Origin of the sequence: Seohaeicola saemankumensis (assembly GCF_042678485.1) — a bacterium.
Taxonomy (GTDB): domain Bacteria; phylum Pseudomonadota; class Alphaproteobacteria; order Rhodobacterales; family Rhodobacteraceae; genus Seohaeicola; species Seohaeicola saemankumensis.
This window is the reverse complement of the sequence record NZ_JBHTKR010000006.1, coordinates 327,010-351,560: the sequence shown is the minus strand read 5'-3', so window position 1 is coordinate 351,560 and position 24,551 is coordinate 327,010. Positions and strand designations below refer to the sequence as shown.

At 62.1% G+C, this 24,551-nt stretch carries 24 protein-coding genes; 13 read left to right on the top strand and 11 right to left on the bottom strand.

The annotated features are described in order from the left end of the window. Window positions 1-518 precede the first annotated feature (518 nt). The gene (locus ACFQ3C_RS16410) at window positions 519-1,097 is read right to left on the bottom strand and encodes a hypothetical protein (RefSeq protein WP_380794027.1); all 579 of its coding nucleotides are present in this window, start codon (window positions 1,095-1,097) and stop codon (window positions 519-521) included. 228 nt (window positions 1,098-1,325) lie between these two features. On the opposite strand from ACFQ3C_RS16410, the gene ACFQ3C_RS16405 reads away from it, so the two are divergent. Then, the gene (locus tag ACFQ3C_RS16405; RefSeq protein WP_380794025.1) at window positions 1,326-1,712 is read left to right on the top strand and encodes a c-type cytochrome domain-containing protein; all 387 of its coding nucleotides are present in this window, start codon (window positions 1,326-1,328) and stop codon (window positions 1,710-1,712) included. A 118-nt stretch (window positions 1,713-1,830) separates the two neighbouring features. Here the strand turns inward: ACFQ3C_RS16405 and ACFQ3C_RS16400 are convergent, their stop codons facing one another. Further along, the gene (locus tag ACFQ3C_RS16400; protein WP_380794023.1) at window positions 1,831-2,703 is read right to left on the bottom strand and encodes a LysR family transcriptional regulator; all 873 of its coding nucleotides are present in this window, start codon (window positions 2,701-2,703) and stop codon (window positions 1,831-1,833) included. Between the two features lie 159 nt (window positions 2,704-2,862). Between ACFQ3C_RS16400 and ACFQ3C_RS16395 the strand changes: the two genes are divergently transcribed. Beyond that, the gene (locus ACFQ3C_RS16395; RefSeq protein ID WP_380794021.1) at window positions 2,863-3,126 is read left to right on the top strand and encodes a DUF4242 domain-containing protein; all 264 of its coding nucleotides are present in this window, start codon (window positions 2,863-2,865) and stop codon (window positions 3,124-3,126) included. Between the two features lie 137 nt (window positions 3,127-3,263). Here the strand turns inward: ACFQ3C_RS16395 and ACFQ3C_RS16390 are convergent, their stop codons facing one another. The 3 genes from ACFQ3C_RS16390 to ACFQ3C_RS16380 all read right to left on the bottom strand — a co-directional run bounded on the left by ACFQ3C_RS16390 (window position 3,264) and on the right by ACFQ3C_RS16380 (window position 6,335). Beyond that, complete coding sequence (locus ACFQ3C_RS16390; protein WP_380794019.1) at window positions 3,264-4,568, bottom strand: TRAP transporter large permease; 1,305 nt, start codon at window positions 4,566-4,568, stop codon at window positions 3,264-3,266. Between the two features lie 124 nt (window positions 4,569-4,692). Continuing rightward, on the bottom strand, window positions 4,693-5,241 hold the full coding sequence (locus tag ACFQ3C_RS16385) for a TRAP transporter small permease (protein WP_380794017.1): 549 nt from the start codon (window positions 5,239-5,241) through the stop codon (window positions 4,693-4,695). Between the two features lie 110 nt (window positions 5,242-5,351). Further along, window positions 5,352-6,335, bottom strand: a complete 984-nt coding sequence (locus ACFQ3C_RS16380; protein WP_380794015.1) for a TRAP transporter substrate-binding protein — start codon at window positions 6,333-6,335, stop codon at window positions 5,352-5,354. Between the two features lie 526 nt (window positions 6,336-6,861). On the opposite strand from ACFQ3C_RS16380, the gene ACFQ3C_RS16375 reads away from it, so the two are divergent. Both ACFQ3C_RS16375 and ACFQ3C_RS16370 read left to right on the top strand, forming a co-directional pair. Continuing rightward, entirely contained in the window at window positions 6,862-7,554 is a 693-nt protein-coding gene (locus ACFQ3C_RS16375) for a GntR family transcriptional regulator (protein WP_380794013.1), read from the top strand. Then, entirely contained in the window at window positions 7,551-8,729 is a 1,179-nt protein-coding gene (locus ACFQ3C_RS16370) for an amidase family protein (RefSeq protein ID WP_380794011.1), read from the top strand. The genes ACFQ3C_RS16375 and ACFQ3C_RS16370 overlap by 4 nt, the downstream gene beginning before the upstream one ends. On the opposite strand, the gene ACFQ3C_RS16365 is transcribed toward ACFQ3C_RS16370, so the two are convergent. From ACFQ3C_RS16365 to ACFQ3C_RS16340, 6 genes are read right to left on the bottom strand one after another with little or no spacing between them, the layout of a single operon-like run. Then, window positions 8,726-10,273, bottom strand: a complete 1,548-nt coding sequence (locus ACFQ3C_RS16365) for a malonate--CoA ligase (protein WP_380794009.1) — start codon at window positions 10,271-10,273, stop codon at window positions 8,726-8,728. The two genes, ACFQ3C_RS16370 and ACFQ3C_RS16365, sit on opposite strands and share 4 nt — an antisense overlap. 17 nt (window positions 10,274-10,290) lie before the next feature. Beyond that, window positions 10,291-11,133 (bottom strand): FAS1-like dehydratase domain-containing protein, encoded by an 843-nt coding sequence (locus ACFQ3C_RS16360; RefSeq protein WP_380794007.1) that lies wholly within the window; start codon window positions 11,131-11,133, stop codon window positions 10,291-10,293. 4 nt (window positions 11,134-11,137) lie between these two features. Beyond that, a complete protein-coding gene (locus tag ACFQ3C_RS16355; protein WP_380794005.1) occupies window positions 11,138-11,944 on the bottom strand; it encodes an enoyl-CoA hydratase in 807 nt (268 codons plus the stop codon). Next, window positions 11,941-12,723: a short-chain dehydrogenase/reductase gene (locus tag ACFQ3C_RS16350; RefSeq protein WP_380794003.1), complete on the bottom strand. Its 783-nt coding sequence runs from the start codon at window positions 12,721-12,723 to the stop codon at window positions 11,941-11,943. The genes ACFQ3C_RS16355 and ACFQ3C_RS16350 overlap by 4 nt, the downstream gene beginning before the upstream one ends. After that, window positions 12,723-13,103 carry a cupin domain-containing protein gene (locus ACFQ3C_RS16345; RefSeq protein WP_380793999.1) on the bottom strand — a complete coding sequence of 127 codons (381 nt, stop codon included), beginning with the start codon at window positions 13,101-13,103 and terminating at the stop codon, window positions 12,723-12,725. The genes ACFQ3C_RS16350 and ACFQ3C_RS16345 overlap by 1 nt, the downstream gene beginning before the upstream one ends. After that, on the bottom strand, window positions 13,094-14,470 hold the full coding sequence (locus tag ACFQ3C_RS16340; protein ID WP_380793997.1) for an MmgE/PrpD family protein: 1,377 nt from the start codon (window positions 14,468-14,470) through the stop codon (window positions 13,094-13,096). The genes ACFQ3C_RS16345 and ACFQ3C_RS16340 overlap by 10 nt, the downstream gene beginning before the upstream one ends. A gap of 362 nt (window positions 14,471-14,832) precedes the next feature. Between ACFQ3C_RS16340 and ACFQ3C_RS16335 the strand changes: the two genes are divergently transcribed. The 9 genes from ACFQ3C_RS16335 to ACFQ3C_RS16295 all read left to right on the top strand — a co-directional run bounded on the left by ACFQ3C_RS16335 (window position 14,833) and on the right by ACFQ3C_RS16295 (window position 24,466). Next, a complete protein-coding gene (locus ACFQ3C_RS16335) occupies window positions 14,833-15,996 on the top strand; it encodes an ABC transporter substrate-binding protein (protein ID WP_380793995.1) in 1,164 nt (387 codons plus the stop codon). Between the two features lie 15 nt (window positions 15,997-16,011). Continuing rightward, window positions 16,012-16,917, top strand: a complete 906-nt coding sequence (locus ACFQ3C_RS16330) for an ABC transporter permease (protein ID WP_380793993.1) — start codon at window positions 16,012-16,014, stop codon at window positions 16,915-16,917. A gap of 8 nt (window positions 16,918-16,925) precedes the next feature. Continuing rightward, a complete protein-coding gene (locus ACFQ3C_RS16325) occupies window positions 16,926-17,810 on the top strand; it encodes an ABC transporter permease (RefSeq protein ID WP_380793990.1) in 885 nt (294 codons plus the stop codon). A gap of 17 nt (window positions 17,811-17,827) precedes the next feature. Next, window positions 17,828-18,928, top strand: a complete 1,101-nt coding sequence (locus ACFQ3C_RS16320) for an ABC transporter ATP-binding protein (protein ID WP_380793988.1) — start codon at window positions 17,828-17,830, stop codon at window positions 18,926-18,928. Between the two features lie 4 nt (window positions 18,929-18,932). Then, the gene (locus tag ACFQ3C_RS16315) at window positions 18,933-19,835 is read left to right on the top strand and encodes a polysaccharide deacetylase family protein (RefSeq protein ID WP_380793986.1); all 903 of its coding nucleotides are present in this window, start codon (window positions 18,933-18,935) and stop codon (window positions 19,833-19,835) included. After that, a complete protein-coding gene (locus tag ACFQ3C_RS16310; protein ID WP_380793984.1) occupies window positions 19,835-21,022 on the top strand; it encodes a CaiB/BaiF CoA transferase family protein in 1,188 nt (395 codons plus the stop codon). The genes ACFQ3C_RS16315 and ACFQ3C_RS16310 overlap by 1 nt, the downstream gene beginning before the upstream one ends. 12 nt (window positions 21,023-21,034) lie before the next feature. Next, on the top strand, window positions 21,035-22,225 hold the full coding sequence (locus ACFQ3C_RS16305; RefSeq protein ID WP_380793982.1) for an acyl-CoA dehydrogenase family protein: 1,191 nt from the start codon (window positions 21,035-21,037) through the stop codon (window positions 22,223-22,225). Between the two features lie 8 nt (window positions 22,226-22,233). Further along, window positions 22,234-23,451, top strand: a complete 1,218-nt coding sequence (locus ACFQ3C_RS16300; protein WP_380793980.1) for an MFS transporter — start codon at window positions 22,234-22,236, stop codon at window positions 23,449-23,451. A gap of 199 nt (window positions 23,452-23,650) precedes the next feature. Then, window positions 23,651-24,466 (top strand): aldolase/citrate lyase family protein, encoded by an 816-nt coding sequence (locus ACFQ3C_RS16295; protein WP_380793978.1) that lies wholly within the window; start codon window positions 23,651-23,653, stop codon window positions 24,464-24,466. Window positions 24,467-24,551: the final 85 nt, after the last annotated feature.

Sequence of the window (24,551 nt, the reverse complement as noted above, 5' to 3'; positions counted from 1 at the left end):
GATTGATCCAACACGTTGCGATTTTGTGTCCCCTTAAAAAAGGACGAATCCTCGATTTGCAATCGAGTCCCGCGTTCAGGGACATGCGTCCGCTGTCAGCCTCGATCAGTCTGGAAAGGCGTTTGAGAATTCTCAATTTTCCCAAGAGGAAAGCAGATATTTCCCAGGTCGAAAATCACTTAAATATCTGTTTTGAAAAAGTGATATCCACCTGAGGTCTTCGTCGGGATTGAAGGCGGTTTCAATCCGCGCAGACACCCATCAGGATCTGGCAGCGTCAGCCCCTTGGCGTTCAATACCGGCGCCATGCGAAATGTACCCGCTGTCCGCGCGACTGGCAGCAGGCCATGGGTAATCCGCGGAAATAGCGGATGCACAGCGCCGGTCCCGCCAAGACCACAGCGACCGTCAGGACAGTGCAGGGCCGTCACGCATGTCGGTCACACAGACCGTTGATCCGCCTCTGCCGGCCGTCCGGATCCGGGCGGCCAGCACGGAATTTTCATGGGCAAAGACCGTCACATCTTGTGGTGTTCACAGGTCACGTTCGGGTTGAACGGCATCAGCGCGCCCATCGGGTTGTCCCGGAACAGCCAGACATGCTGATCGTAATGGGGCATGAAACCATGTGCCTCGTCGCCCGAAGTTGCCGGGTCATCCGCCATGTGATCCCAGTTTCTGCCGTTCAAAACAGGCCGTTCGCCATTGCCGGAGGCATTCCAGGCAGCTTCGAACACCAGGTTTTCCACCGCAACCAGTTCAAGCGATCCATCGGCTTGCGGCTCGTAGATCAGGATCGACGGCTGCATCCAGTCCGTATAGGTAGAGTTGCCGTCAACGCGGGGTGTGGTTGCCGTGATCTGAAGAAGTGCAGGCTGGATGAAGTGAATACCCATCGCGCCCAATTCGGCCGGAAGACCTTCGCCCTCGGCTGAAACACAGTGGTTGTCGGGAGAGATATAGCCCTCTGCCAATGCGACTTTTACATCCTTGTATTTCGACATGGTTTCGCGCAGCTGATCAAGATCCACATCTGCTGCCGCAAGGCTCATCGGAAATACAGTTGCTGCAAAAGCAAAAGTCACCATACGGTTCATGATATTTCCTTCCATGTTGGTCGGGCCGGTGTTTTGTGTCCGACACCTGAAGGCGACTATAGCATGGTTCCTGTTGAGTCGCTGAATCTATCCCTTTTAAGGGAAATTCAGATGTGAAAAGGGCGGTCATATGACCTGATCCGCCGGGCGTGATTGAGTGCGTTACAATTTCAGGACCAAAATGTGCTATTGTTTTTCAAATGGCCAAATGGTTCGTGATCGCATCCCATGACACGCATTTTCATTCTTGTAGCGCTCACGATCTGGACCGCTTCGATACGGGCGGCCCTTGCCGAAGACCTTGCCGAAGACCTGACAGAAGCAAGGTGGGAAGAGGTCAGTCAAATCTTCTCAACCAATTGTATCAACTGCCATTCTTCGCATGGTGCTGCAAAGGGGCTTCGTCTGGACAGCTACGACGCGGTCCTGGCGGGCGGTGTCGATGGTCTTGTGGTCCTGGCCGGTGACCCGTTCGGCAGCGAGCTGATCAAGAGGTTGCGCGGCGATAGCGCCCCGCGCATGCCATTTCTTGCAACCCCGTTGCCGCCAAGCCAGATTGATCTGATTGTCCGCTGGATAGAGGCTGGAATGCCAAAGGCCCAGCCGCCGGATTGATCGCGCCGCAGGGCAGAGGGGCGCATGCCCGCGCTTGACCAGTCCTGTCGGTGCATCGCAATGACCTGACACATGCAGGGGCGTTGTCCGGTCAGCTATTCCCTGGCGGTTCCGCTTTTCATCCGGGCCAGGCAAAGCTGCGTGTCGCGCGCAGGAAAGCATCGACCGCGGGGGAATGGCGACGGCCCGGCACAGTGACCGTGCAGACTTGTCTTTCGACAGAAGGTTCGGTCAGGGGGCGTTGCAACAGGCCGGGCAGGGTGACCGAATATTCAGGCATGAAGGCAAATCCGATGCCCGCCAGCACCATCGCCTGCACCCAGTCCTCGCGTTCCGAGCGGAAACGGGCGTAGAGGGCAACATCAAGATCCTCGCAAACCGCCATCACCATCTCTCGCATCTCGCAGGCCAGGCGATCTACATAAGGCTCTCCCGACAGATCGCGCAGCCCCACGGCGTTCAGCTTGCCCAGCCTGTGTTCCGGTGGAAACACGACGACATATCGTTCCGCATAAAGGACATGGGTGCGGAAAGCCTCGGCCAGGGGGGCGGTCCAGGTCATGATGGCGATGTCGATCTCGCCGTCATTCAGCCGGTCGGTCAGATCCGTGATCGAGCCTTCCGAGACCGACAACTCCAGCCCCTTGTGCATCTTTTCGAACCGCGCCAAGAACCGCGCCAGACGCAAGTGACCCAAGGTGGACATGACGCCCAGACGAACAGGCACTTTTTCCAATAGACGAAAGTTCTGGGCAATCGTGCGGGCGGTGTCCACCTCGTCTGCGATTTGCTGAAGATGCGGCAACATCGAGCCGCCGAATTCGCTTAACAGGATGCGCCGCCCCTCGCGGTGAAACAACGTGGCGCCAAGCTCTTCTTCCAGCGCCTTGATCCCCTTGGTCAGGGCAGGTTGCGTGACGTTGCATTCGGTTGCGGCGCGCGTGAAGTTCAGATGCTTTGCCGCAGCCAGAACGTATCGGATCTGCGCCATTTCCATGTGCCAAACCCTTTCAAAATTGTCCGTGGCCTTCCCAGAATACCATTTTCGTTCCAAACCGTCGGTTATTATTCCATGACCAATCGCCATTTCTGTTCCGCGGCGAAAACTGTTCTCATCGCGGTATCGTCACACATATCCATGGAGGGAAAGATGACTGTCTACATGGTTGAACGCGACCTGAAGGGAATAGCCATGAGCGATCTGGCAGGCGCGCAGAAGGCTGCGATCGCCACCGCAGAAGCCATGCGAACCGAAGGTGTGCCGGTTTCATATCTGCACTCGTCCTTCGTGCCGGGTGATGGCCGCTGCATGTGCTTTTTCGAGGGCGAGAGCGCCGATCAGGTCAGTGCGCTGAACGACAGGGCGGGCTTGCCCTATCACAAGGTGACCGAGGCGCTGGACCTCAGACCCTGAACCTTTTGGGTGACTGCGGTGCATAGCATGTGCCGGGTCGAGGTCCGCAAGGGGCATGTCCAGACTAAAGCCGCGCGCGGCAGTGTCCCTGGGCACAAAAGGCCGACCAATTGACCGCAGTCATGTCCCCTTGCGGATCACCCGCGCGTCATGAGCGAGGGCAGAAAGGTCGCGATCTGCGGGAAAAGGATCAGGAGCAGCGTTGCCAGCACGAGAACCAGGAAGAAGGGAAAGGCCATCTTGGCCACCGTCAGCAGGTCATGGCGTGTCATCGCTTGCAGGATGAACAGGTTGATCCCTACGGGCGGCGTGATCTGTGACATCTCGATCACGACGACGAGGTAGACCCCGAACCAGATCAGATCGATCCCTGCGGCCTGCACCATCGGCATGATCACGGATGCGGTAAGGACCACGATCGAAATCCCGTCCAGAAAGCATCCCAGCACGATGAAGAGAAGGGTGAGCGCCAGCAGAAGCTCGGCTTGGCTGAGATCGAACGAGCCGACCCAGGCCGCCAATGTGCGCGGAATCCCGGTGAACCCCATCGCAACCGAAAGAAAGGCCGCACCAGCCAGAATGAGCGTGATCATGCAGCTTGATCGTGTTGCCCCCGCCACGCTTTCGATGAACGAGGTTCGCGTCAGCGAGCCTGACAGCCCCGACAGGATCAGCGCGCCCACAACGCCCACGGCCGCCGCCTCGGTGGGCGTGGCAAAGCCCGCGTAGATCGAGCCGATGACAGCCACGATCAGCCCCAGCATCGGGAACAGGCCGGCCGTCGCGCGGATACGCTCCATGATTGGCATGCGTGGCTCGGGCGGTGGTGTGCGGTCCGGGTGGAACAGCGACCAGGCCATGATGTAGCCCATGAACAGCAGCATGAGCATCAGCCCCGGCAGAACACCCGCGATGAACAGCCGGCTGATCGAGACTTCGGCGGCCACGCCATAGACGATCAGGATGATCGAAGGGGGGATCAGAAAGCCCAGCGTGGCAGAACCTGCAAGGCTGCCGACGATCATGCTTTGATCGTAGTTGCGCTTTTCGAGTTCGGGGATGGTGATCCGCCCGATTGTCGCCGTGGTCGCTGCGGAGGACCCCGAAACCGCCGCAAACAGACCGCAGCTTGCCACGTTGACGTGCAGCAGGCTGCCCGGCAGCGCGCTCAGCCATGGGGCAAGCCCTTTGAACATGTTGGAGGCAAGGCTGGTGCGATACAGTATCTCGCCCATCCAGATGAATAGTGGCAGCGCGGTCAGCGCCCATGAATAGGATTGGCCCCAGATCGTCGTTGCCATGATGGCCCCGGCAGGCGCGCCGGAAAACAATGCAATGCCGAGAAAACCCACGATCATCAGCGCCAGCGCCACCCAGATACCCAGCGCGAGCAGCACGAGCATGGTCCCGATCAGGAAAAGAGTTACGAGATTCGGGTCCATGGGGCGCATATCTCCGGTAGGGTGATGTCAAAGGCGATGGATCTGCAGGGCAAGCCCCGTGTCGCCTGGCGGGGGCTTGCCGCGATGACAGGCGGCCAGTGTGGCGCGGAAAGATCTGCCGCCCTCATCCTGGATGTGCCGGATCGTCGTCGGCAATCACTTGTGCCTCGTTGCGAAGTTCGGACTGGCTGAAGGTGGGTTTGCGGCCGGCAACTGCGCGGATCAGGTCTTCGACAAGGGCAATTCCGAACAGGCTGACGCCGACGGCCATGCCCAATTGCGGCAGCCATAGCGGCACCGGGACAAGACCTGACGTCACCTCTGCGCGGGTGAAGTTCTCGAAGACCATGGCCAAGGTATGCCAGGCAAGCAGCAGCGTGATCCCCGCAGCGGTCGCAAGCGCCAGGGAAAGCAAAGCCTGCCCGGCCAGGCCCTTGAAGCCGCGCACGAAAAGCGTCACGCGAATGTGGCTGCCGTGGCGAAAGCTGTAGGCAAGGCCCAGGAAAGAGGTCGCGGCCAGGCAGAAGCCTGCAAATTCGTCGGCGGAGGGGATGATCGTGCCCAGTTGTCGTGCCACGATCTGCGCCGAGACGATCACGCAGATCGCCACAAGGAATACACCTGCCAATATGCCGGCAGCCCGGTAGATTGCGTCAAGAGCGCGCGTGAGCATCTGTGGTCTTCCTCTTGCATGCGTCCGACTGACCCGCATCGGTCCTGCAACACTGGCCAAGAAAAGCATGGCGGGCCGGGGGCAGCCCCAGGCCCGCCATGGTCAATGGATCACTTCAAGGCATCAAGGATCATCTTGCCCGCGTCGCCGACGCTTGCCGCCCATTCGGTTGCCATCGTATTGCCAACCACGGCAAGATCGGCGCTCAGCGCCTGGCTTGGCTGGTGTACGGTCATGTTTGCCGCAAGCTCTTTCACCGACTCGGTCGAAACCTCCTCGCTCATCATCCAGCCACGGGTCTCGGCTGCTGCGGCCGCGTCAAGGATCGCCTTCTGCTGATCTTCGGGCAGGCCCGAGAACGCGGCTTCGTTCACGATGATCATGTTCTTGGGAAGCCATGCCTGCAAGTCGTAGAAATGGGTCGTGAAGTCCCACGCCTTGGTGCGGGCTCCGGTCGCCCCGGAGGTCACCATCGCATCCACGATCCCGGTCGAGAATGCCTGCGGGATCTCCACCGCTTCGATGGTGGTCGGCGCCGCGCCAAGAAGCTCGGCCATCCGCGCGGTTGTGGCGTTGTAGGTACGGAACCGCATGCCCTGCAAATCAGCGCCCGCGGTCAGTTCCTTGTTCGTGTAAAAGCCCTGGCCCGGCCATGGCACCGCATAGAGAAGGCGGATGCCGTCCTCGGCCAATTTGGCTTCAACCAGCGGGCGCTGTGCATCCCACAGCGTCTTGGCATCCGCATAGTTCGAGGCGATGAACGGTATGTTGTCAGCGCCGAAAATCGGATCATCATTGAAGAGGTTGGCCATCAGCACCTCGCCAATGGGTACGAACTGGTTCTGCACCGCGCGCTTGATTTCAGGATGCTTGAACAGGGACGACCCGGAATGAACGGTGATGTTCAGCCCCCCCGAGGTCGCATCGGTGATATCCTGCGCGAATTGGGCGATGTTGCGGGTATGGAATTCCGCATCGGGATATGGCGTTGCCATGTCCCATGCTGTCTGGGCGAAGGCCGGGGCGGAATGCCCGAGCGTGAGAACTGCGGCGGACACCGCCGCAAGCGTCTTGAATTTGGTGAAAGTCGTCATCTTGTTGTCTCCCTGTTTCTTCTCGCGTTGGTCGAAGAAGTTTGTTTGCGTCCAGCGGGCATCGGCTGACTGCCACTGCACCCCATGAAGGCCGCGTAAACGACCGCATTAGGGCGGGTTGCAGGGTGCCAGTCAAGGTCAACCTCGCGCAGGCCTTTGCCCCTTCAAGGGGGGCTGCATCTGGGCGGCGCATCATCAGTCCTGTGCGGGTCGGTTCGGCCGGCATGGCCTGACAGACCCGGCAACGAATCTTGAATTGCCGCCCTTACCTTCGTAGATACCCTGTTTTCTGGATACATTTCCAGAAAAATGGCGGCGACGTCCTGTTGGCTCAGAGGCTTTGGGAATTGCCGGATTTCATGCGTTATGGGGCGAATATGTCAATTTTATTGGCAGTTTTTGTGTGCCTGGGAGCCGCGAGAGCAGGCGCTTTGGTTTTGACCCGCCGCGTCATTTCGCATACAAAATAGCCAAACTGGTGCAACGCATCTTGTCCGGGCCTCGGCCGGACCCATACCAAAGGCGCATGTCGATGCAATCTTCTGGCACTTCAAGGGTGAACGCCACCGAGCAAGCCTATCAGATCATCCGCAAGAACATCCTGACAGGCAAGCTCAAAGAGGGCGAGCGCCTGACCGAGACACGCCTGTCTGACGATCTGGGCCTGTCGCGCACGCCGATCCGCGAGGCGATCGGACGGCTGGTTCTGGAAGGCTTCATCGAACGGCAGAGCGGCTATACCACACGGGTGGCGCATTTTCCCCAGGATGAGGCGCAGCAGATCTACGAGATCCGCCGCCTGATGGAGTGCTACTCGGTCGAGCGGGCCGCGCGGCTGGCAACCGAAGAGGACATTGCCGAGATGCGCCGGATCCACGCCGCAATGAAGGCCGACACCCCACCCAGGGACGAGGCCGCCTCTCAGCGGCTGACAGAGGCGAATGAAGCCTTTCACCGCGCGATCGTGACAGCCGCCCGGTCGCCGCGATTGACGGCCTTGATGACCACCGCGCTTGACGTCAGCATGGTGGTGCGGACCTATTCGATGTTCTCGGAACAGGATCTTTTCCGCAGCCTGAACCATCATGCCGAGATCATTGAAGCCATCGAGGCGCGCGCGCCGAAATGGGCATCCAGCGTGATGTCCGCCCATCTGCTTGCGGGCGCCCACCGTGTGGCGGCGCGCCTGCAGCAAGCCAAGGCGTCGCAAGAACCATGAGCGGCCGTGACGCGGTCTTCGATCGGATCGCCGGGTTCGATGCGGCCTTGCATACCTGCGAGGATTACGCCGCCTCGGGTCCGATCGACCGGGCCCAGGTCGTGCAGACAGGGCCGCTTGCGGGGCGCGTGATCGGGCTCAAGGCGAATATCGCCGTGGCCGGACAGGCATGGACCGCGGGGATCGGCGCCCGGGCAAGCCGGATCGCGGCCACAGACGCGCCGGTTGTGGCCGCGCTGCGGGATGCGGGGGCCATCCTGGTCAGTCGCCTTGCCATGGACGAGGCGGCGCTTGGTGCTGCGACCGACAATCCGCATTTCGGCCGCTGCGAGAACCCCGCATATCCCGGCCATAGCGCCGGAGGGTCCTCGGGCGGGTCAGCGGCGGCGGTGGCGGCCGGTCTTGTCGATGCCGCGTTGGGCAGCGACACCATGGGATCGGTACGGATCCCCGCGGCCTATTGCGGTGTATACGGTCTGAAGGTCGGGCAGGGGGTCTTGCCGCTGGACGGTGTGGTGCCGCTTGCGCCCAGCCTCGATGCCCTTGGGATTTTCGCGCGGACGCCCGCGGGCATTGCCGAGGTGCTGCAGGTGCTGTCGCCCGATTGCCAATCCGCTGAATTGACGGGATGGCGCATGATAGACCCCGAATGGTGCCGCCGTTGCACACCCGAGGTCAGGGCCTTTCATGCCCGTTGTGCCAGCGCGCTTGCGGCGATGATGGGCGCGCCAGGGATGCTGCCGGAGCTTGATCTTGATGCGCTGCGCGCGGATGCCTTTCTGCTGACCGAAATTGAAGGCGCGCAATGCCTGGGGGCAGAGCCGGGGCTGAGCCCGGGTTTGCGCAAGCTGCTGGACTACGGCGCGCAGGTGTCCGAGGCCAAGGCGCAAGCGGTGCGGACCCGGCTGGCCGAGGCCGCGCGCCTGCTGACCGGGGCGCTGACGCCGTCCTGCGTGGCGCTTCTGCCCTGCGTCGCGGAACCGGCCTTTGCCCATGGCGCGCGCCCCCCGGTCGGTCAGGCGGATTTCACCGTGCAGGCCAATATCGCAGGGTTGCCGGCCCTGTCGGTCCCGGCCCCGGGCGCAATCCCGCCGATCGCGGTGCAACTGGTCGGGCCGAAAGGATCCGAGCGCGCGCTTCTTGCGCTGGCCGACAGGCTTGCCGCAGCGCTTTAGCGGGTCTTTTCGCCGACCTTTTTCTTACCCGGCGCCGGTTCCAGCAGTTCGGCATAATCGGCCCGCAGAATGTTCTTCTGAACCTTGCCCATGGTATTGCGGGGCATCTCGTCCAGCAGGACATAGGCTTTGGGGCGCTTGTAATTGGCAAGTTTGCGGGCCACCTCGGCGGCAATGGCATCAAGATCCGGCGCGGCACCCGCCTCGGGCACGAGAACCGCCACAACGCCCTCGCCGAAATCCGCATGCGGCACACCGATGACGGCGCTTTCCTTGATGGCGGGCTGTTGGTCAAGCAGCTGCTCGACCTCTTTCGGATAGACGTTGTAGCCGCCGGTGATGATCAGATCCTTTTCGCGCCCGACGATGGTCACATAGCCGTCGCTGTCGATCATCCCCAGATCGCCGGTCATGAAGAAGCCGTCCGCGCGCAGCTCTTCCGCGGTCTTGTCGGGCATTTGCCAGTAGCCCTTGAAGACATTGGGCCCGCGCACTTCGATCATCCCGGTCTGGCCGGCGGGCAGTTCGCGCCCGTCTTCGCCCATGATACGCAGTTCCGTACCCTTGAGGGGAAAGCCCACCGTGCCGCCACGCCGTTCACCGTCATAAGGGTTCGATGTGTTCATGCCGGTTTCGGTCATGCCGTAGCGTTCAAGGATCGCGTGGCCGGTGCGGGCGTGCAGCGCGGCATGGGTTTCGGCCAGAAGCGGCGCGCTGCCCGAGGTGAAAAGCCGCATGTGGCCTGCCCGGGCGCGGTTGAATTCGGGACTGTCCAGAAGCCGCGTGTAGAAGGTGGGCACGCCCATCATCGTCGTTGCCTGCGGCAAGGCGGCCAGAACCGCCTCGACCGAGAAGCCGGGCAACCAGATCATCGACCCGCCGGCCAGCATGATCACGTTGCAGGCCACGAAAAGCCCGTGGGCATGAAAGATCGGAAGGGCGTGGATCAGCACGTCATCGGCGGTAAAGCGCCAGGTTTCGGTCAGGACCTCGGCGTTCGACAGAAGATTACCCTGGGTCAGCATGGCCCCTTTCGAGCGGCCCGTGGTGCCCGACGTATAGAGAAAGCAGGCCAGATCGTCGGTGTCGCAGGCGCAGACATCCGCCACCGGTTCTGCCGCAGCGACAGCCGCGGCAAAGCTTCCCTGCTCGGCCGCATCCAGTGTCAGAAGAATGGCGCCGACCTTTTCGGCCACCGGCAGAAGGGCGGGCTCGGCCTTGGGGTCGGTGACAACGATCTTCGGTGTCGCGTTGCCCAGGAAATAGGCGATCTCGTCCGGGGTATAGGCGGTGTTGAGCGGCAGAAAGATCACGCCAGACTGAAGACAGGCAAGATAGAGCGCCAAAGCCTCGGGTGATTTCGGGCATTGCATCGCCAGCCGGTCACCCTTGACCACGCCGCAATCGCGCAAGAGCCCCGCAATCCGGTCGGCGCGGGCCGCCATATCGGCATAGGTGATGATGCCACCCTGGGGCATATGCAGCAGAACGGCGTCGCTGTCCCGGCGATGTCCGATCAGCCTGTCATACAAGGGGTTGTTCATGGCACTCTCCTGACAATTCAGTCTGCGGCATGGAGGATCACGGTCATCGCCGTGCCCCCGTCTGGTGTGCGGGCCCAGAGGGTCGCGCCGGTCTGGGTCTTGCGGCCTTCGACCGTAAAGGGTGTGGGGGCGAAAAGCGGCTGCATCGCGCGGATGTCGAAGGCGGCAAGCCTGCGGCCTGCAAGATGGGCAAGCCCCAGATCCACAAGCAGCGTTGCCGTCAGCGGCCCATGCACCAGAAGGCCCGGATACCCCTCGACCTGGCGGGTGTAATCGGCATCGTAATGGATGCGATGACCGTAGAATATCAACGCCGAATACCGGAACAGCATCACCTGGTCCGGCGTCACCACGCGCGAGAATTCCGCGTCCGTGGGGGCGGCCTGTCCGGGAGGCGGCGTTGCCCCCGGCCCCTGCGGTTCGCGATAGACGATGTTTTGGGTCTCGCGCATCCGGTGCTGGCCATTGACGCTGAAATCGTGATCCACCGTCACGAAGACCAACCTGCCCGAGCGGCCGGTCTTTTCGTCGATGGCCCGGATGGTCGAGACTTTCTCGACTGTTTCCCCCAGGCGCAGGGGGGCGTCGATGGTCACGCGGCCCCCGGCCCACATCCGGCGCGGCAGTCCGAAGTCCGGGATGAAGCGGCCCAATCGTTCATGCCCGTCGGGGCCCAGATCCGAGGCCCGGATCTGCGGGTTGAAATAGAGGTAATGCCAGAAGGGCGGCAGCGGATCGCCGGCCCCAAGCGTCGCGGGCCGGTCAAGTGTCAACTGCATGAGCCGCGCCTGCCGCAGATCAAGCGTATCGGTTGCGCGTTCGCTGCGGCCGATGGCGTCATGTGGGGCGGTCGCTTGCATCGGCCTAGCGCCCTTCGAAGCGCGGGGGGCGCTTTTCTGCGAAGGCGGCCTGGCCCTCCTGGTAGTCGGCGCTGTCGAAACAGGCCAGGGCAAGCGCGCGCGCCTGGCTTGGGTCGCGCGCGGCTTGGGGCTTGGCCAGATCCACCAGCGCCGCCTTGACCGCACGGATCGACAGCGGTGCATTCCCGGCCAGCGTCGTGACATAGGCCCGCGCTTCGTCGGTAAAACGATCGGCCGGGAAGACACGGTCGCAGATACCCTTGGCCAGGGCTTCGTCGGCCTTCATCCTGCGGGCCGAGAACAGCAGATCCGCCGTTGTCGCATGGCCAAGCCGCCGCTCCAGCAAGGCGATCCCGTCATAGCCATAGCCAAGGCTCAGCTTCGCGGGGGTAATGGCAAACTGCGCGTCGTCGCGCGCCAGGCGAAGATCGCAGCGCATGGCAATCTCCAGCCCGCCGCCAATGCAAAAGCCGCGGATCAGGGCGATCGTCGGCACCGGCATCGCTTCGATGGCTTCCTCGGCGCGCGATACTGCCGCGTTGTAGGTGGCTGCGGCCTCGGCACTGTTGCGGGTTGTTCCGAACTCCGAGATGTCCGCGCCGACGGCGAAGGCCCGGTCGCCCGCGCCTTCTATCGTGACCACGCGCAGGCTGTCATCGGCGGCCAGCGCAAGGCAGACATCGCCAAGCGCAAGCCACATGGCAAGGTTCATCGCGTTCAACTTGTCAGGTGCGTTCAGGATAATCCGCGCCACACCATCCTTGCGCTCCAGAAGAAGCCTGCCGCCCGCATGTTCTGCCAGTGTGCTCATGTTCCCACCCATTGCCCGCCTCCGTCGATATCGACCACTGTTCCGTTGAGATAACCCACCTTCTGCGACAGAAGCATGGTTGCCAGCGCCGCTATTTCGTCGGGAAGAGCCGGACGGCCATAGGGAAAGCGGGCCGGCTCGACCATGTCCTGCCAACGGCTTTCGTCGCCAAGCTCGGCCTGCGCCTTGCGCTTCATGAAGCTGGTCATCCGGTCGGTCAGGGTGGGGGAGGGGTTGATGCCCAGGACCCGCAGCCCTTGTGCCTGCGCCTGGGCGCCAAGCGCCTGGGTAAAGGCGATGAGGGCGGCATTGGCGGACGAGCCCGAGATATAGGCCGCACGATTGGCACGGCCTGCCATGCCGATGATGTTGAGGATGCTGCCCGATCCGCGCGCGGCCATGGCGGGAAGCAGAAGTTGGCACAGATGGATATAGCCGAAAACCTTCAGTTCCCAATCCTGCCGCCAATCGTCGATGCCCAGATCCCCCAGCCGGCCCGCGCGGATCGCACCGGCATTGTTGATCAGGATATCCGGGGTGCCGACGGTTTCGATCAGCGCGATACGTCCCGCATCCGTGCCAAGATCCGCAGGCACGACATGCACGCGGCCCGCGGCCTCTTGCGACAGCGCGGCCTGTGTCGTCGCAAGCTGGTCGGCATCCCTTGCCGCGAGCGTCACCTGCGCGCCCTCGGCCAGCAACGCGGCCGCAATGGCGCGCCCGATCCCTTTTGAGCCGCCGGTAATCAGTACAGTCTTGCCGCCCAGACCCAGATCCATCACGCCGCCCCGATGTAGTATTGGATTTCGAAGAACACGCAGCCTTGCGCCGATGTGAAGGGGCCATGCTCCGTGCCCGGCGGGCGGCAGGCATAGGACGGGGCGTTGTATGCGATGCCGCCATGGCCCGCAGCGTCGCAACCGTTCACCAGCCGTCCCGAAATCAGATAGACCTCTTCCCAATAGTCATGAACGAAGATGGCAGGCGCGACGGTGCCGGGCAGGAACCGGATAAGCCGCGTCCGCACACCTGTCTTCGCCTCTTCGTCAAGCGCGCCGGACAGCATCTTCTGCTGGACCCCGGGGGCGCCGCCCGGAACGGGTTCCCAGCCGGTTTCATTGTCAAGCTCGTGAAAGGGAACGGGTGGTTTCAGCGGCATCTTGCGGTCTCCTGTTCTGGTGCGAAAGCCTTGGTCAGCGCCTGTGTGAGCCCTGCAAGATCGGCGGCATCCGGCAGGGCCAGAACGGCCTCGCTGATCGTGCGCGCCTCGGCAGGCGGCAGGCCGCCATGTGCTGCATTGCGGTGGAACTTGGCAATCAGGTCAGGCTGGGACATCGGGTTTTCCGGGTCACCCCAGGCCGCGGGGCAGGTGGCGTCCCGTACCCTGCCGTCGGCGGTCGTGACCACGATCCGCGCGCCATACTGGCGTGGAAAGGCGGCGTCGCACTCCGGATCGAGATGCAGACGGACAAGCCCGCGCAGCGTTTTCAAGGGGGGTGACTGAATTGCAGGCGGGTCGAAATCGGCAATCTCCGGCGCGCCTTTCTGCAGCGCGATCGCCACCGCGTGTTGCAGGCTGAACCGGGCCTGATCGGGTGTGTCCGGCGCGGCATTGTCGCAAAAATCAAGGGCGGCGCGGTAGGTATGGATGTCAACCTGTCGCAGGGGTTCCGACAGCCCCGCCCCAAGCGCCAATGCCGCTGAAATGGCGGGATGCGTGTGTCGGCATGCGGGGAATGGCTTGTAGCTCATCATGGTGATGGCCCATGGCGCGGGCACTGTCAGGGCGGTCGTATCGGCCTCGGGATAGTAGCTTTTGAAAAAACCCATCTTGCCCGTAAGGATCCGTCGCGGGGCGAGAAAGCCGGCCGCGCCCAGCTCGGCAGACAGAACGCCCGCCCGCGCGGCATGGGCGGTCGCAAGCTGTTTGGAAAAGCCGGGTTCCAGCCGGCATTGCCATATCCCCGCCGCCTGCATTCCCGCCTGGCCGATTGCATCGGCCAGTTGTTCCTGATCCAGCCTTTTCAGATCGCCCGCGGCCATCGCGGCCCCGAAGACACCGCAGGTGCCCGAGTTGTAGAATGGCGTATAGCCGCCGGTGGCGACGGCCGTGCCGATGCGGATCGCAATCTCGTATCCGCGCACGATCGCCGCCAGTAGCGCCGGGCCCGAGGTCGGGCGACGCATTGCCACGGCAAGGGCCGCGGCGCAGATCGTGTCGCCCGGATGCAGGATGGAGGCGCGGTGCAGATCGTCCATCTCGAGAACATTGCCGAACGCGCCCAGCGCAAGCGCCGCGCCTTGCGGATCCATCCGCGTGGGCGACAGGGCGTTGGGCAGCGCATCCTCGCCATCCGCACCAAGCGCGCGTGCCCATGCTTTTGCCACGGGTGTGGCGCGCGCGGCAAAAACGCATCCCAGCCAGTCCAGAAGGCTCAGCCGTGCGATCGACAGCACCTCGTCCGCGATGTCGCGACGGCAGATCCGTATCAGCTCTGATTCGGTGGTGACTGTGCTTTTGATCATTTCGCATGCAAAAATTGACAATTTCGTTGAAAAGTCGCCTATGATGGCATGCAAAGCAAGCCAGATTTTCACGGCCGTTCCGCTGTTCCGTTGGATATTTCGGCCAAAGAGCCAAAAAAATAGCGTAAAAATAGACCTCTGCGCGAAAGTCATTTCTGTATACAGAATTTTTTTGCATTTAGATTTTTTGTCGACATAATCCAAAGCCACGCACCGACAGCGCACCGAAAGCGCATGGCCTGCGAGGGCTGGCAGAAGGCGCAGATCGGGCGACATCTGCGAGATACCCGGCGGCAAGACCGGGGGCAAAAAGATCCCGTCCGCCGCATCGCGTCGGGCCCAACCATCAGGAGAGACGTCTCATGAACCAGAACGAGTTCAACCGCCGTGCATTCATGACCCTCATGGGGGCGAGTGCCGCCGCCGGAGCCTTTGGCCTGCCCGCGCGCGCGCAGGAATCACTGAAACTCTGGGCGCCAGGCATTGCCAAGGTGGGCGCGCAGGACTGGTCCGATATGGAAGCGCAGTCCGGCATCGGCATCAATTCCATCGCCAAATCCGCCCGTGCCGATGAATCCATCCAGAAGATGGTCGTGGGCGATGGCAACGCGCTTTACGACGCCATGACCGACAATGGCGGCGGGATGGAGGATGCGCTTGCATCCCAGGGTGCCATTGCCGATCTGGACATCACGAAGATCCCGAACTGGCAGAACATTCTGCCCCGCTACCTTGACGGGGGCGATGCGGCCGACACGATCCGCCATGACGGCAAGGTCTATGCGGTTCCCTATATCTCGAACGCCGACAGCCTGGCCTTCAATCACGGCGTGATCGGCGAAGAGCTGACCTCGTGGGAGGCGCTGTTCGACAGCCAGTTCCGCGGGCGCGCCGCCATGCAGAACGACTTCGGCCCGACGCTGACCAATACGGCCATCTATCTGAAGCAATCGGGCAAGGGGTCGATCGACAACCCCTCTGACATGACCGAGGACGAGGTGCGCCAGACCTGCGAATTCCTGATCGACCTCAAGAAAAAGGGCCATTTCCGGACCTTCTGGGACGGGGTGCAGAACGGGGCGGATCTGTTGTCCTCGGAAGAGGTGCTGGTGTCGTCCTGCTGGGAAGTCATCCAGATTTTCGCCGCGCGCAAGAACGGTCAGGACATTCGCTATGGCACGATGAAAGAGGGTCACCAGACCTGGAACAATGTCGTCATGCTGACCCGTGGCGGCAAGGAACGTGGCATGGAAGATGCCTTCTATGCGCTGGCCAATGTGTACCTGTCGCCATGGTTCGGTGCGCGCACGCTTGCCGGTCTCGGCTTTACCCCGCAGATGACCGGGGTTGGCGAATACGTGGATGCCCACCCTGACGATTTCGATGCCGACACCAAGGCCATCATGGCCGAGCGTCTGGCCCGCAAGCAGGAGCGCAGCCTGGTTGCAGGGAATTCCTGGCAGAACGTATTCCCCACGAACATGCGTGCCTATCAGGACTGGTGGGCCAAGGTTCAGGCGGCCTGATCGCCAATGGCCGAAATGTCAAACACTCCAGCCAGCGAGGTCCACCTCGCTGGCGCTGACAAGACCCCATGGCGCGACAGGCTCGTGCCATGGGTTTTTCGCGCGCCCCTGATCTTCATGGTCATGTTCTTTGCCATTCCGATGGCCATGACGCTGGTCTTCTCGGTCTTTGAACGGACCATGTTCTGGATGGAGCCGGGCTTCACGCTGTTCTCATACGAGAATTTCTTTTTCTCCGCACGGCTGACCAACTTCCTGAACTCCATGAAATATTCGCTGATCTCGGTGGCGATCTGCTTTGTGCTGGGCTTTCCCATTGCCGTGTTCGTACGCAAGTCGATCCCGCAGGTGGCGCAGCATCGGGTTGTTCTTCTGTTCATCCTGCCATTCATGGTGTCCGAGATCATTCGCGTCTTCGCGCTGCGCCCGGTCTTGCAGCGCAACGGTCTGGTGAATTCCACGCTCATGGATCTCGGGCTTATCGACGAGCCGATCACGGCCCTGCTTTATACCCATACCGGCGTGGTGATCGGAGAGGTGCTTTCGTTCCTGCCGTTCATCGTCTTTTCCGGCTTTCTCGCCATGGAGGCGGTGCCGAAATACATCTTCGAGGTCTGTGACGACCTTGGCGTCGGGCCCTGGCGGCGCTTCAAGGACGTGATCCTGCCCCTGGCGGCGCCGGGCATCTTTGCCGGTTCGGTCTTCATCTTCGTCAACGGGCTGGGCGTGGCGCTTTTGCCCAACATCCTTGGCGGCGCGGGCGCCGTGAATGCCGGGCTGATCGCGACGCAGGCGATCACCGCGCTTGATTTTCCGCTGGCCATGGCGGTCAGCGCGATCATGATGACGACGCTGATGACGCTGCTGTGGATCGGTCACAAGCTGTTCGATCTTACCAAGATCCTCACCCCGCTGAGCTGAGACCAGACATGAATGATTATGACAACATCTGGCTGTATCGCCTGAAATGGGCCTATCTGCTGCTGGTCGTGCTGACGCTGATGACGCCGGTCCTTTACGTGATGTATGTGTCGTTCAACGCCAATGGCTTTGGCGCGAACGAATATGTCTTCACCTGGGAATGGTACGGGCTGATCTTTTCGGACGAGCTGCTGATAGGTGCCTTGCGCTGGACGCTTTCGCTTGCGCTTGTGGTCACGGTGATCGCCGTGCCGATGGCGCTGCTGGCCGCGAAATACTACAAGGCGGCCGAGAACAAGATTTTCCCGGTCTTCCTGCTTCTGGCGCCGCTCTTTGTGCCGCCGGACATCCTTGGATCGGCGCTTCTGGTGTTCTTCAAGAACCTGAACTTCACGTTCATCTGGCTGGGCGATCAGATCGGAACATCGGTTTTCGATAGCTGGTTCCGGTTGAGTTTCCTGACGGCGACGATCGGGCTGATCATCTACACCATCCCCTATTCCTTTGTGGTGATCCTGATCACCATGGGGCGCTACCGGAAGGAACAGACCGAAGCGGCGCGTGCCTGTGGCGCGAATGGCTGGCGGGCGTTCTGGGATATCGAATTTCCGCAGATCCGCGCCGGGGTATTTTCGGCCTGCGCCTTCACGGTGATCCTGGTGTTCAACGAATACACGCGCACCAGCCTTCTGAAGGGCGGGTTCGACACGTTCACCACCGTGCTGATCAGCCAGATGCTGAACACGGGCATGTCGCCGCAAAGCTATGCGATGTCCGCATTGGTCAGCTTTGTCGCCATTGCCGTTATCGGCTCCATCATCCTTTTCACCATGATCCGCGCCGAAAGCCTGGGCCGCATCGCGCGCGCCAAGGCCGAGCCGGTAATGTCATAAAAAACGGGACGACCGCCATGACCGAACAGAATGCACCCGCCGTCGAGGTGCGAAACCTTTCCAAGCATTACGGCGACTTCGTTGCGTTGAAGGACGTGAATGTCTCGATCGCCGCGGGCGAGTATTTCGTGCTGTTGGGGCCGTCGGGTGGCGGCAAGACCACGCTGCTGCGGACCATCGGCGGCTTTCACAAGCCCACCCGTGGCGAAATTCTGCTGCATGGGCGCAGCGTCGGGCATCTGCCCCCCGACAAGCGCCCCACCACGATGGTGTTTCAAGCCTATGCGCTGTTTCCGCATATGACCGTGACCCAGAATGTCGGCTATGGCCTCAAGGTTGCGGGGCTGCCCAAGGCGCAGATCGCCGAAAAGGTCGATTACGCCCTTGAACAGGTCGGCCTGTCCCAGTTCACCCATCGCAAGCCGCATGAGCTGTCGGGCGGCCAGCAGCAGCGGGTGCAATTGGCGCGCGCCATCGTGCTTGACCGCGACATTCTTCTTCTGGACGAACCGCTTGCGGCGCTGGATGCCCAATTGCGCAAGGACATGTGTCTTGAGCTGAAGCATCTGCAGGAAAAGGTGGGGATCACCTTCATCCATGTCACGCATAACCAGGAAGAGGCGATGACCGTCGCCGACCGCATCGCGCTGATCGCGAATGGCGATCTGGTGGAATACGGGCGGGCCCGCGACATCTACCGCGCGCCGGAGAAAAGCTTTACCGCGAGCTTTGTGGGTGAAAACAACATGCTCAGGGGCAAGGTCACCAAGACCGACGCGACCCGTGCAACCGTCGATGTGGCAGGTGCCAGCCTGATGGTTGATACGCGCGGGCTTGTCGTGGCGGCCGGGCAGCAGGTCAGCCTGTCGATCCGGTCGGAATGCGTCTTGCTGGACCGCGCCAATGGCGCCAATACGCCGCCCGATGGCCATTCGTTCGTCGGAACCTATGACGAAAGCGTTTATCTTGGCCTGACGACCTCGCATATGGTGCGCTTGCCGGACGGGACCGAGATGGTCAGCCGCGTGATTGCGGGCAGCGATGACACCATGCCCGAAGCGGGGGCGCAGGTGCGGCTGTCCTGGAAACCATCCGACATCCGTCTACATGTGGAGTGAGAGCATGCAGTCAAACCCACGCATACCGTTCCAGCTTTCCTCGGACCGCGCGCCCCTGGTCGGACCAGAGGGCAAGCCGCTGATTGTCCATATCGTGATGAACATCGAATACTGGCCGATCGAAAGGGCCATGCCGCGCGGGATCATCCCGGCACCGCACGGGGCGACGCCCGCGCCGCCGGATGTGCCGAATTTCTCCTGGGTGGAATACGGGCTGCGTTGCGGTATGCCCCGCATTCTGGACATGCTGGCGCGGAAGGGATTGCCTTGCTCGGCCTTTCTGAATGCCCAGGTGGCGGATGTCTATCCGGCGCTGATGGATGCGGTGACCGATGCTGGTTGGGAATTGGTGGGTCACGGCTGGTTCCAGCAATCACTGAAGCAGGCGGAAAACGAAGCCGAGGTGATCCGCCGCTGCCTTGACCGTCTGGAAAAGGCGGGCGGCACGCGGCCGCGCGCCTGGCTGGGGCCGGGGCTGGGCGAGACCGTGGACACGCCCGACATCCTGAAGGCCGAGGGGGTCGAGTTCCTGCATGACTGGGCGCTTGATGACCTGCCCACATGGATGAAGACCAAGCATGGTCCGCTGATGGCGCTGCCCTATACGTTCGAGCTTAACGATGTGCCGGTCTACGCGATCCAGAACGGGTCGACCGACGAATACCTCAAGCGCGTCGAGGCCACGCTTGCCGTGTTCGAGCGGGAACTGAAATCCCAGCCCCGCGTGATGACGCTGGCGCTGCATCCGCATATCATCGGCGTGCCCCATATCGCCCATCATTTCGAGGCGGCGCTGGATCTGCTGATGGCGCGCGACGATACGATCTTCCTGACGTCCAGCGGCATTGGCGACTGGTATGCCAGGGCAGATGCCAAGGGTGCGGCCCGCGTCATGGAGCAAGGATGATGACCGAACGTTCCACGGCCCTGCGATCCCTCAAGGTTCTTGATCTGACCCGTGTAAGGGCCGGCCCCACCTGTTGCCGCGTGCTTGCCGATTTCGGAGCGGATGTGATCAAGATCGAGGCCCCGGAAGGCGCGGATCCATCGGCGGGCGTTTCGGGCGCGCGGCACGGTTACGACATGTTGAACCTGCACCGCAACAAGCGGTCGCTGACGCTGAACCTGAAGTCAGCCGAAGGGCGTGCGGTGTTCATGCGTCTGGTGGAAGGCGCCGATGTGGTGGTCGAGAATTTTCGCCCCGACGTGAAGGATCGTCTGGGCCTTGCCTATGACGATCTGGCAGCGGTCAATCCCCGGATCATCCTTGCCTCGATTTCGGGCTTTGGCCAGACGGGACCCTATGCCCGCCGTGCGGGGTTTGACCAGATCGCGCAGGGCATGGGCGGGCTCATGGGGGTCACCGGCAATCCCGACGAAGGGCCGATGCGCGCAGGCGCTGCGGTGGCTGACAGCTCTTCCGGTCTTTACGCCGCGATCGGCATTCTGGTGGCGCTGCAGGAACGGGCCGCATCGGGCCAGGGGCAATGGGTGCAAAGCTCGCTTCTGGAGGCGCAGATCGCGCTGATGGATTTCCAGGCGGCGCGGTATCTTGTCGAGGGGGAAGTGCCGCGCTCGACCGGTAATGATCATCCCTATGTGACACCGATGGGCGTGGTGGCAACACAGGACGGCCACCTGAACCTGGGCGTGGGCAGCGACGCGCAATGGCAGGCCTTTTGCAAGCTGATCGGCAAGCCGGAATGGGCAGAGGATGCCAGATACGCCACCAATCCCGCAAGGTTCCGGCACCGGCCGGAACTGTGGGATCTGCTGCGGCCCGTTTTCGCGCAAAGGACCACTGTCGCCTGGGTCGAGGCGCTTGAGGAGGTGGGTGTGCCCGCCGGTCCGATCTACATGATGGATGAGGTCTTTGCCGACCCGCAGGTGCAGCATCTTGGCATGGCGGCAGCCGTCGAACATCCCGTGCGCGGCCAGACCCGTCTTGTCGCGCAACCCGTCAAACTTTCACGCACGCCCGCATCGGTCTATGTCTCGGCCCCGGACGCGGGCGAGCATTCCGACGCAATCCTGAGCGAGCTTGGCCTGTCGGCCGATGAAATCGCCGCGCTGCGCGCAAAGCACGTTATCTGAAGGACGCCCCAAATGACCCAACACGATTCCGACCTGATCTCGATGCCTGTCAAACCCGGCTGGCAGGATATCCGCGACGCGGTCGCCCGGCTGTGCGAGGATTTCCCGAATGCGTATTGGCTGAAACTCGACAAGGAAGACGCCTATCCGCATGACTTCGTGGATGCGCTGACAGAGTCGGGGTTCCTGGGGGCGTTGATCCCCGAGGAATACGGCGGTTCGGGCCTGCCGCTGTCGGCGGCGGGCGCGGTGCTGGAGACGATCCATGCCAAAGGCTGCAACGCTGCGGCCTGTCATGCCCAGATGTATACGATGGGCACCGTGCTGAAGCACGGATCGGAGGAACAGAAGAAAAAATACCTGCCGAAAATCGCATCGGGCGCGTTGCGGCTGCAGGCTTTCGGCGTGACCGAACCGACCACGGGCAGCGATACGACGCAGCTCAAGACCAAGGCCGAAAAGACAGCCAGCGGCAGCTATGTGGTCAACGGGCAGAAGGTCTGGACCAGCCGCGCCTTCGAGTCGGACCTCATGCTGCTTCTGGCCCGCACCACGCCCGTCGCTGAATGCAAGAAGCGGTCGGATGGGATCTCGGTCTTCCTGATCGACATGAACGAGGCCAGGAAGGGCGGCATGTCGCTGTCCAAGATCGACGCGATGATCAACCACAACACCTGCGAGGTGTTTTTCGACAACGTGGAAATTCCGGCTGATACGCTTGTCGGGGAAGAGGGGCAGGGGTTCAGATATATCGTCGACAGCATGAATGCAGAGCGTATCCTGATTGCCTATGAGTGTATCGGTGATGCCAAGTTCTTTATCGAAAAAGCCTGCGAATATGCCAATGACCGCACTGTTTTCGGCCGCCCCATCGGCGCCAACCAGGGTATCCAGTTCCCGATCGCCGATGCCTATGCAAAGGCGCAGGCCGCCGAGCTGATGGTCACAAAGGCCGCAGCCATGTTCGATGCCGGCGAAAAGGCAGGGCCCGAGGCAAACATGGCCAAGCTGCTGGCGGCCGATGCCTCCTGGGCTTGTGCCGAGGTCTGCATGCAGACATATGGCGGTTTCGCCTTTGCCCGTGAATACGGGATCGAGCGCAAGTGGCGCGAGGCCCGTTTGTATCAGACGGCCCCGATCTCCAAGAACATGATCTACGGCTTTCTCGGCCAGCACGTTCTCGGCTTGCCGCGCAGTTATTGAGGCCTTGCGTGACTGATGCATCAGAAGGCCCGGTTTCCGCCGGGGCGGCGCGTTGGCCCGTGCTGGTGGGGGTCTGGGGCATCTATTTCAGCTTCGGGGTCATCATTGCCTCGATGGCCCCGCTGGTGGCCGAGATCCGGACAGATATCGACGCCAACAACGCGGTGATTGGCGCGATCCTGGGATCCTGGCCGCTTGCCTATATTCTTTGCGCCATTCCTTGCGGAATGCTGATTGATCAGGTGGGGGCAAGGCGGATGCTGGCCCTTGCCACGGTCATCATGGCGGCTTCGGCCTTGCTGCGCTGTCTGGCCGAGACGCCGTTTCAGCTGTTTCTGGCGGTTGCGCTGTTTGGCGCGGGCGGGCCGATGATCTCGGTGGGCGCGCCCCTCGTCATCGCCAGGCTCTACCAGGGCAAGGAACGCGCCACCGCCATGGGGCTTTATGTGACCGGTCCCTATCTTGGTGGGCTGGTGGCCCTGGGTCTGACCAATGCGGTGGTCCTGCCGCTGGTGGGCGGTAATTGGCGCGGGGTGATGGCGGTATATGCGGGGCTTGTTCTGGCCTCTGGGCTTGTCTGGCTTCTGGTATCCCGTGGCAGGGCCTCGTCCCTGAGCGCGGCAGGCGACAGCAAGAAGTTCAACCTTGGCGCCTTCACGGAAATCCTGGCCGTACCGGCCGTGCGTCTGATCCTGGCCATGGCCGTGGGCGTGTTCTTCATCAATCACGGCTTCAACAACTGGATGCCTGAGATCCTGCGCGGCTACGGGTTCTCGGCGGTGGCCGCGGGCTACTGGGCGGCACTGCCTCCGGCGATCGGCATTCTGGGCGTGTTGGTCATACCGCGTCTTGCCACGCCCGAACGGCGACTGGTTGTCATGGGGGGCCTGTTCGCCGCGGTTCTTGTGGCAAGCGTGCTTTTGCAATTTCAACAGTCGGGCTTGCTTGCGACGGGGCTGATGCTTCAAGGGCTTGCACGGGGGGCCATGATGACCGTGGCGATCATGCTGCTCATGGAGACACCCGGTGTTCCCGAGGAACGGCTGGGTCTTGCCGGCGGCTTGTTTTTCACCTCGGCCGAGATTGGCGGGGTTCTGGGGCCGGTGGCCTTCGGTACGCTGGCCCATTGGACCGGCAGTTTCATGGTGCCGCTTTTGGCGGTGACGCTTGCCGCCGCTGTGATGATTGCGCTGCTGATGATGTTGCAGCATCGGCAGGGCAGATGAATTTTGTGGTCGCGTCCAATCACCTTGTCTGGCCTGAGGGGCAAGCACTGGGCGCGTTCGGTGTTCACGCCAGCACGCCTTGCCGGGCAATTCCAGAACCGGGGCGTCATGCTGACCAAGGCAAAGCCCGGCCAGTCACGGGCAAAGAGGGTATCGGCAACCTGGCCATGGCGGCTGGCGCAACACAGGAGGGAGCCTCATGATCAACTGGCTTTTTGTTCCGGGAAACCGTCCGGATCGCTTTTTCAAGGCGGCGGCATCCGGTGCGGATGCGGTGATCTGGGACCTGGAGGACGCGGTCGCGCCTGGTGCAAAGGATGCGGCCCGTACGACGGTCGCGACCCATCTTGCCATGCCTGAGGCCCGCGCCGTGCCGGTTGTCGTGCGTTTGAATGCCACCACGACTGCCGCAGGCTTGTCGGATCTGTTGATGCTGCAGGCGGCGGGACATCCACCCGAAGCGGTCATTCTGCCCAAGACCGAAAACAGGTGGCAGGTTCAGCAGGTGCGGATGATGCTGGCGCCGGGTGTGAAGGTGGTCGCCCTGATCGAAAGCGCGACGGGCCTTGCCGACAGCCGTGCGATCCTGGCAGGTCGGGTAGACGCGGTGTTTTTCGGCGCGGGCGATTATTCCTCGGACATCGGTGCGGAATGCAGTTGGGCACCGCTGCAATCCGCGCGGTCCCGGCTTGTGGAAGCGGCGGCCGAGGCCGGTGTGCCTGCAATCGACTCGCCGTTTTTTGACGTGCAGGACAATGCCGCTCTGGCCGATGAATGTCGTGCCGCCCGGGCTTTCGGGTTTTCCGGGAAGGCTGCCATTCACCCTCGTCAGGTGGCCACCATCATGGACTGTTTCCGCCCGACCGAAAGCGAGATTGACTGGGCGCAACGCGCCCTGGCCGAAAACGAGAAGGGCGCCGGTGTGGTGGATGGCAAGCTGATCGACGAGGCGATTGCCCGCCGCGCAAGGCGCATCCTGGGCTGGCAGACGTCTGGATGGCTTGGTCCGGCATAGCGTTCTGCCTGTATCACCCCCCCCGCCCGGTCCATGCCCGGTCCATGATCAGGCTCCCCGAAGGGAAAGGGCACACCGGCGCGGT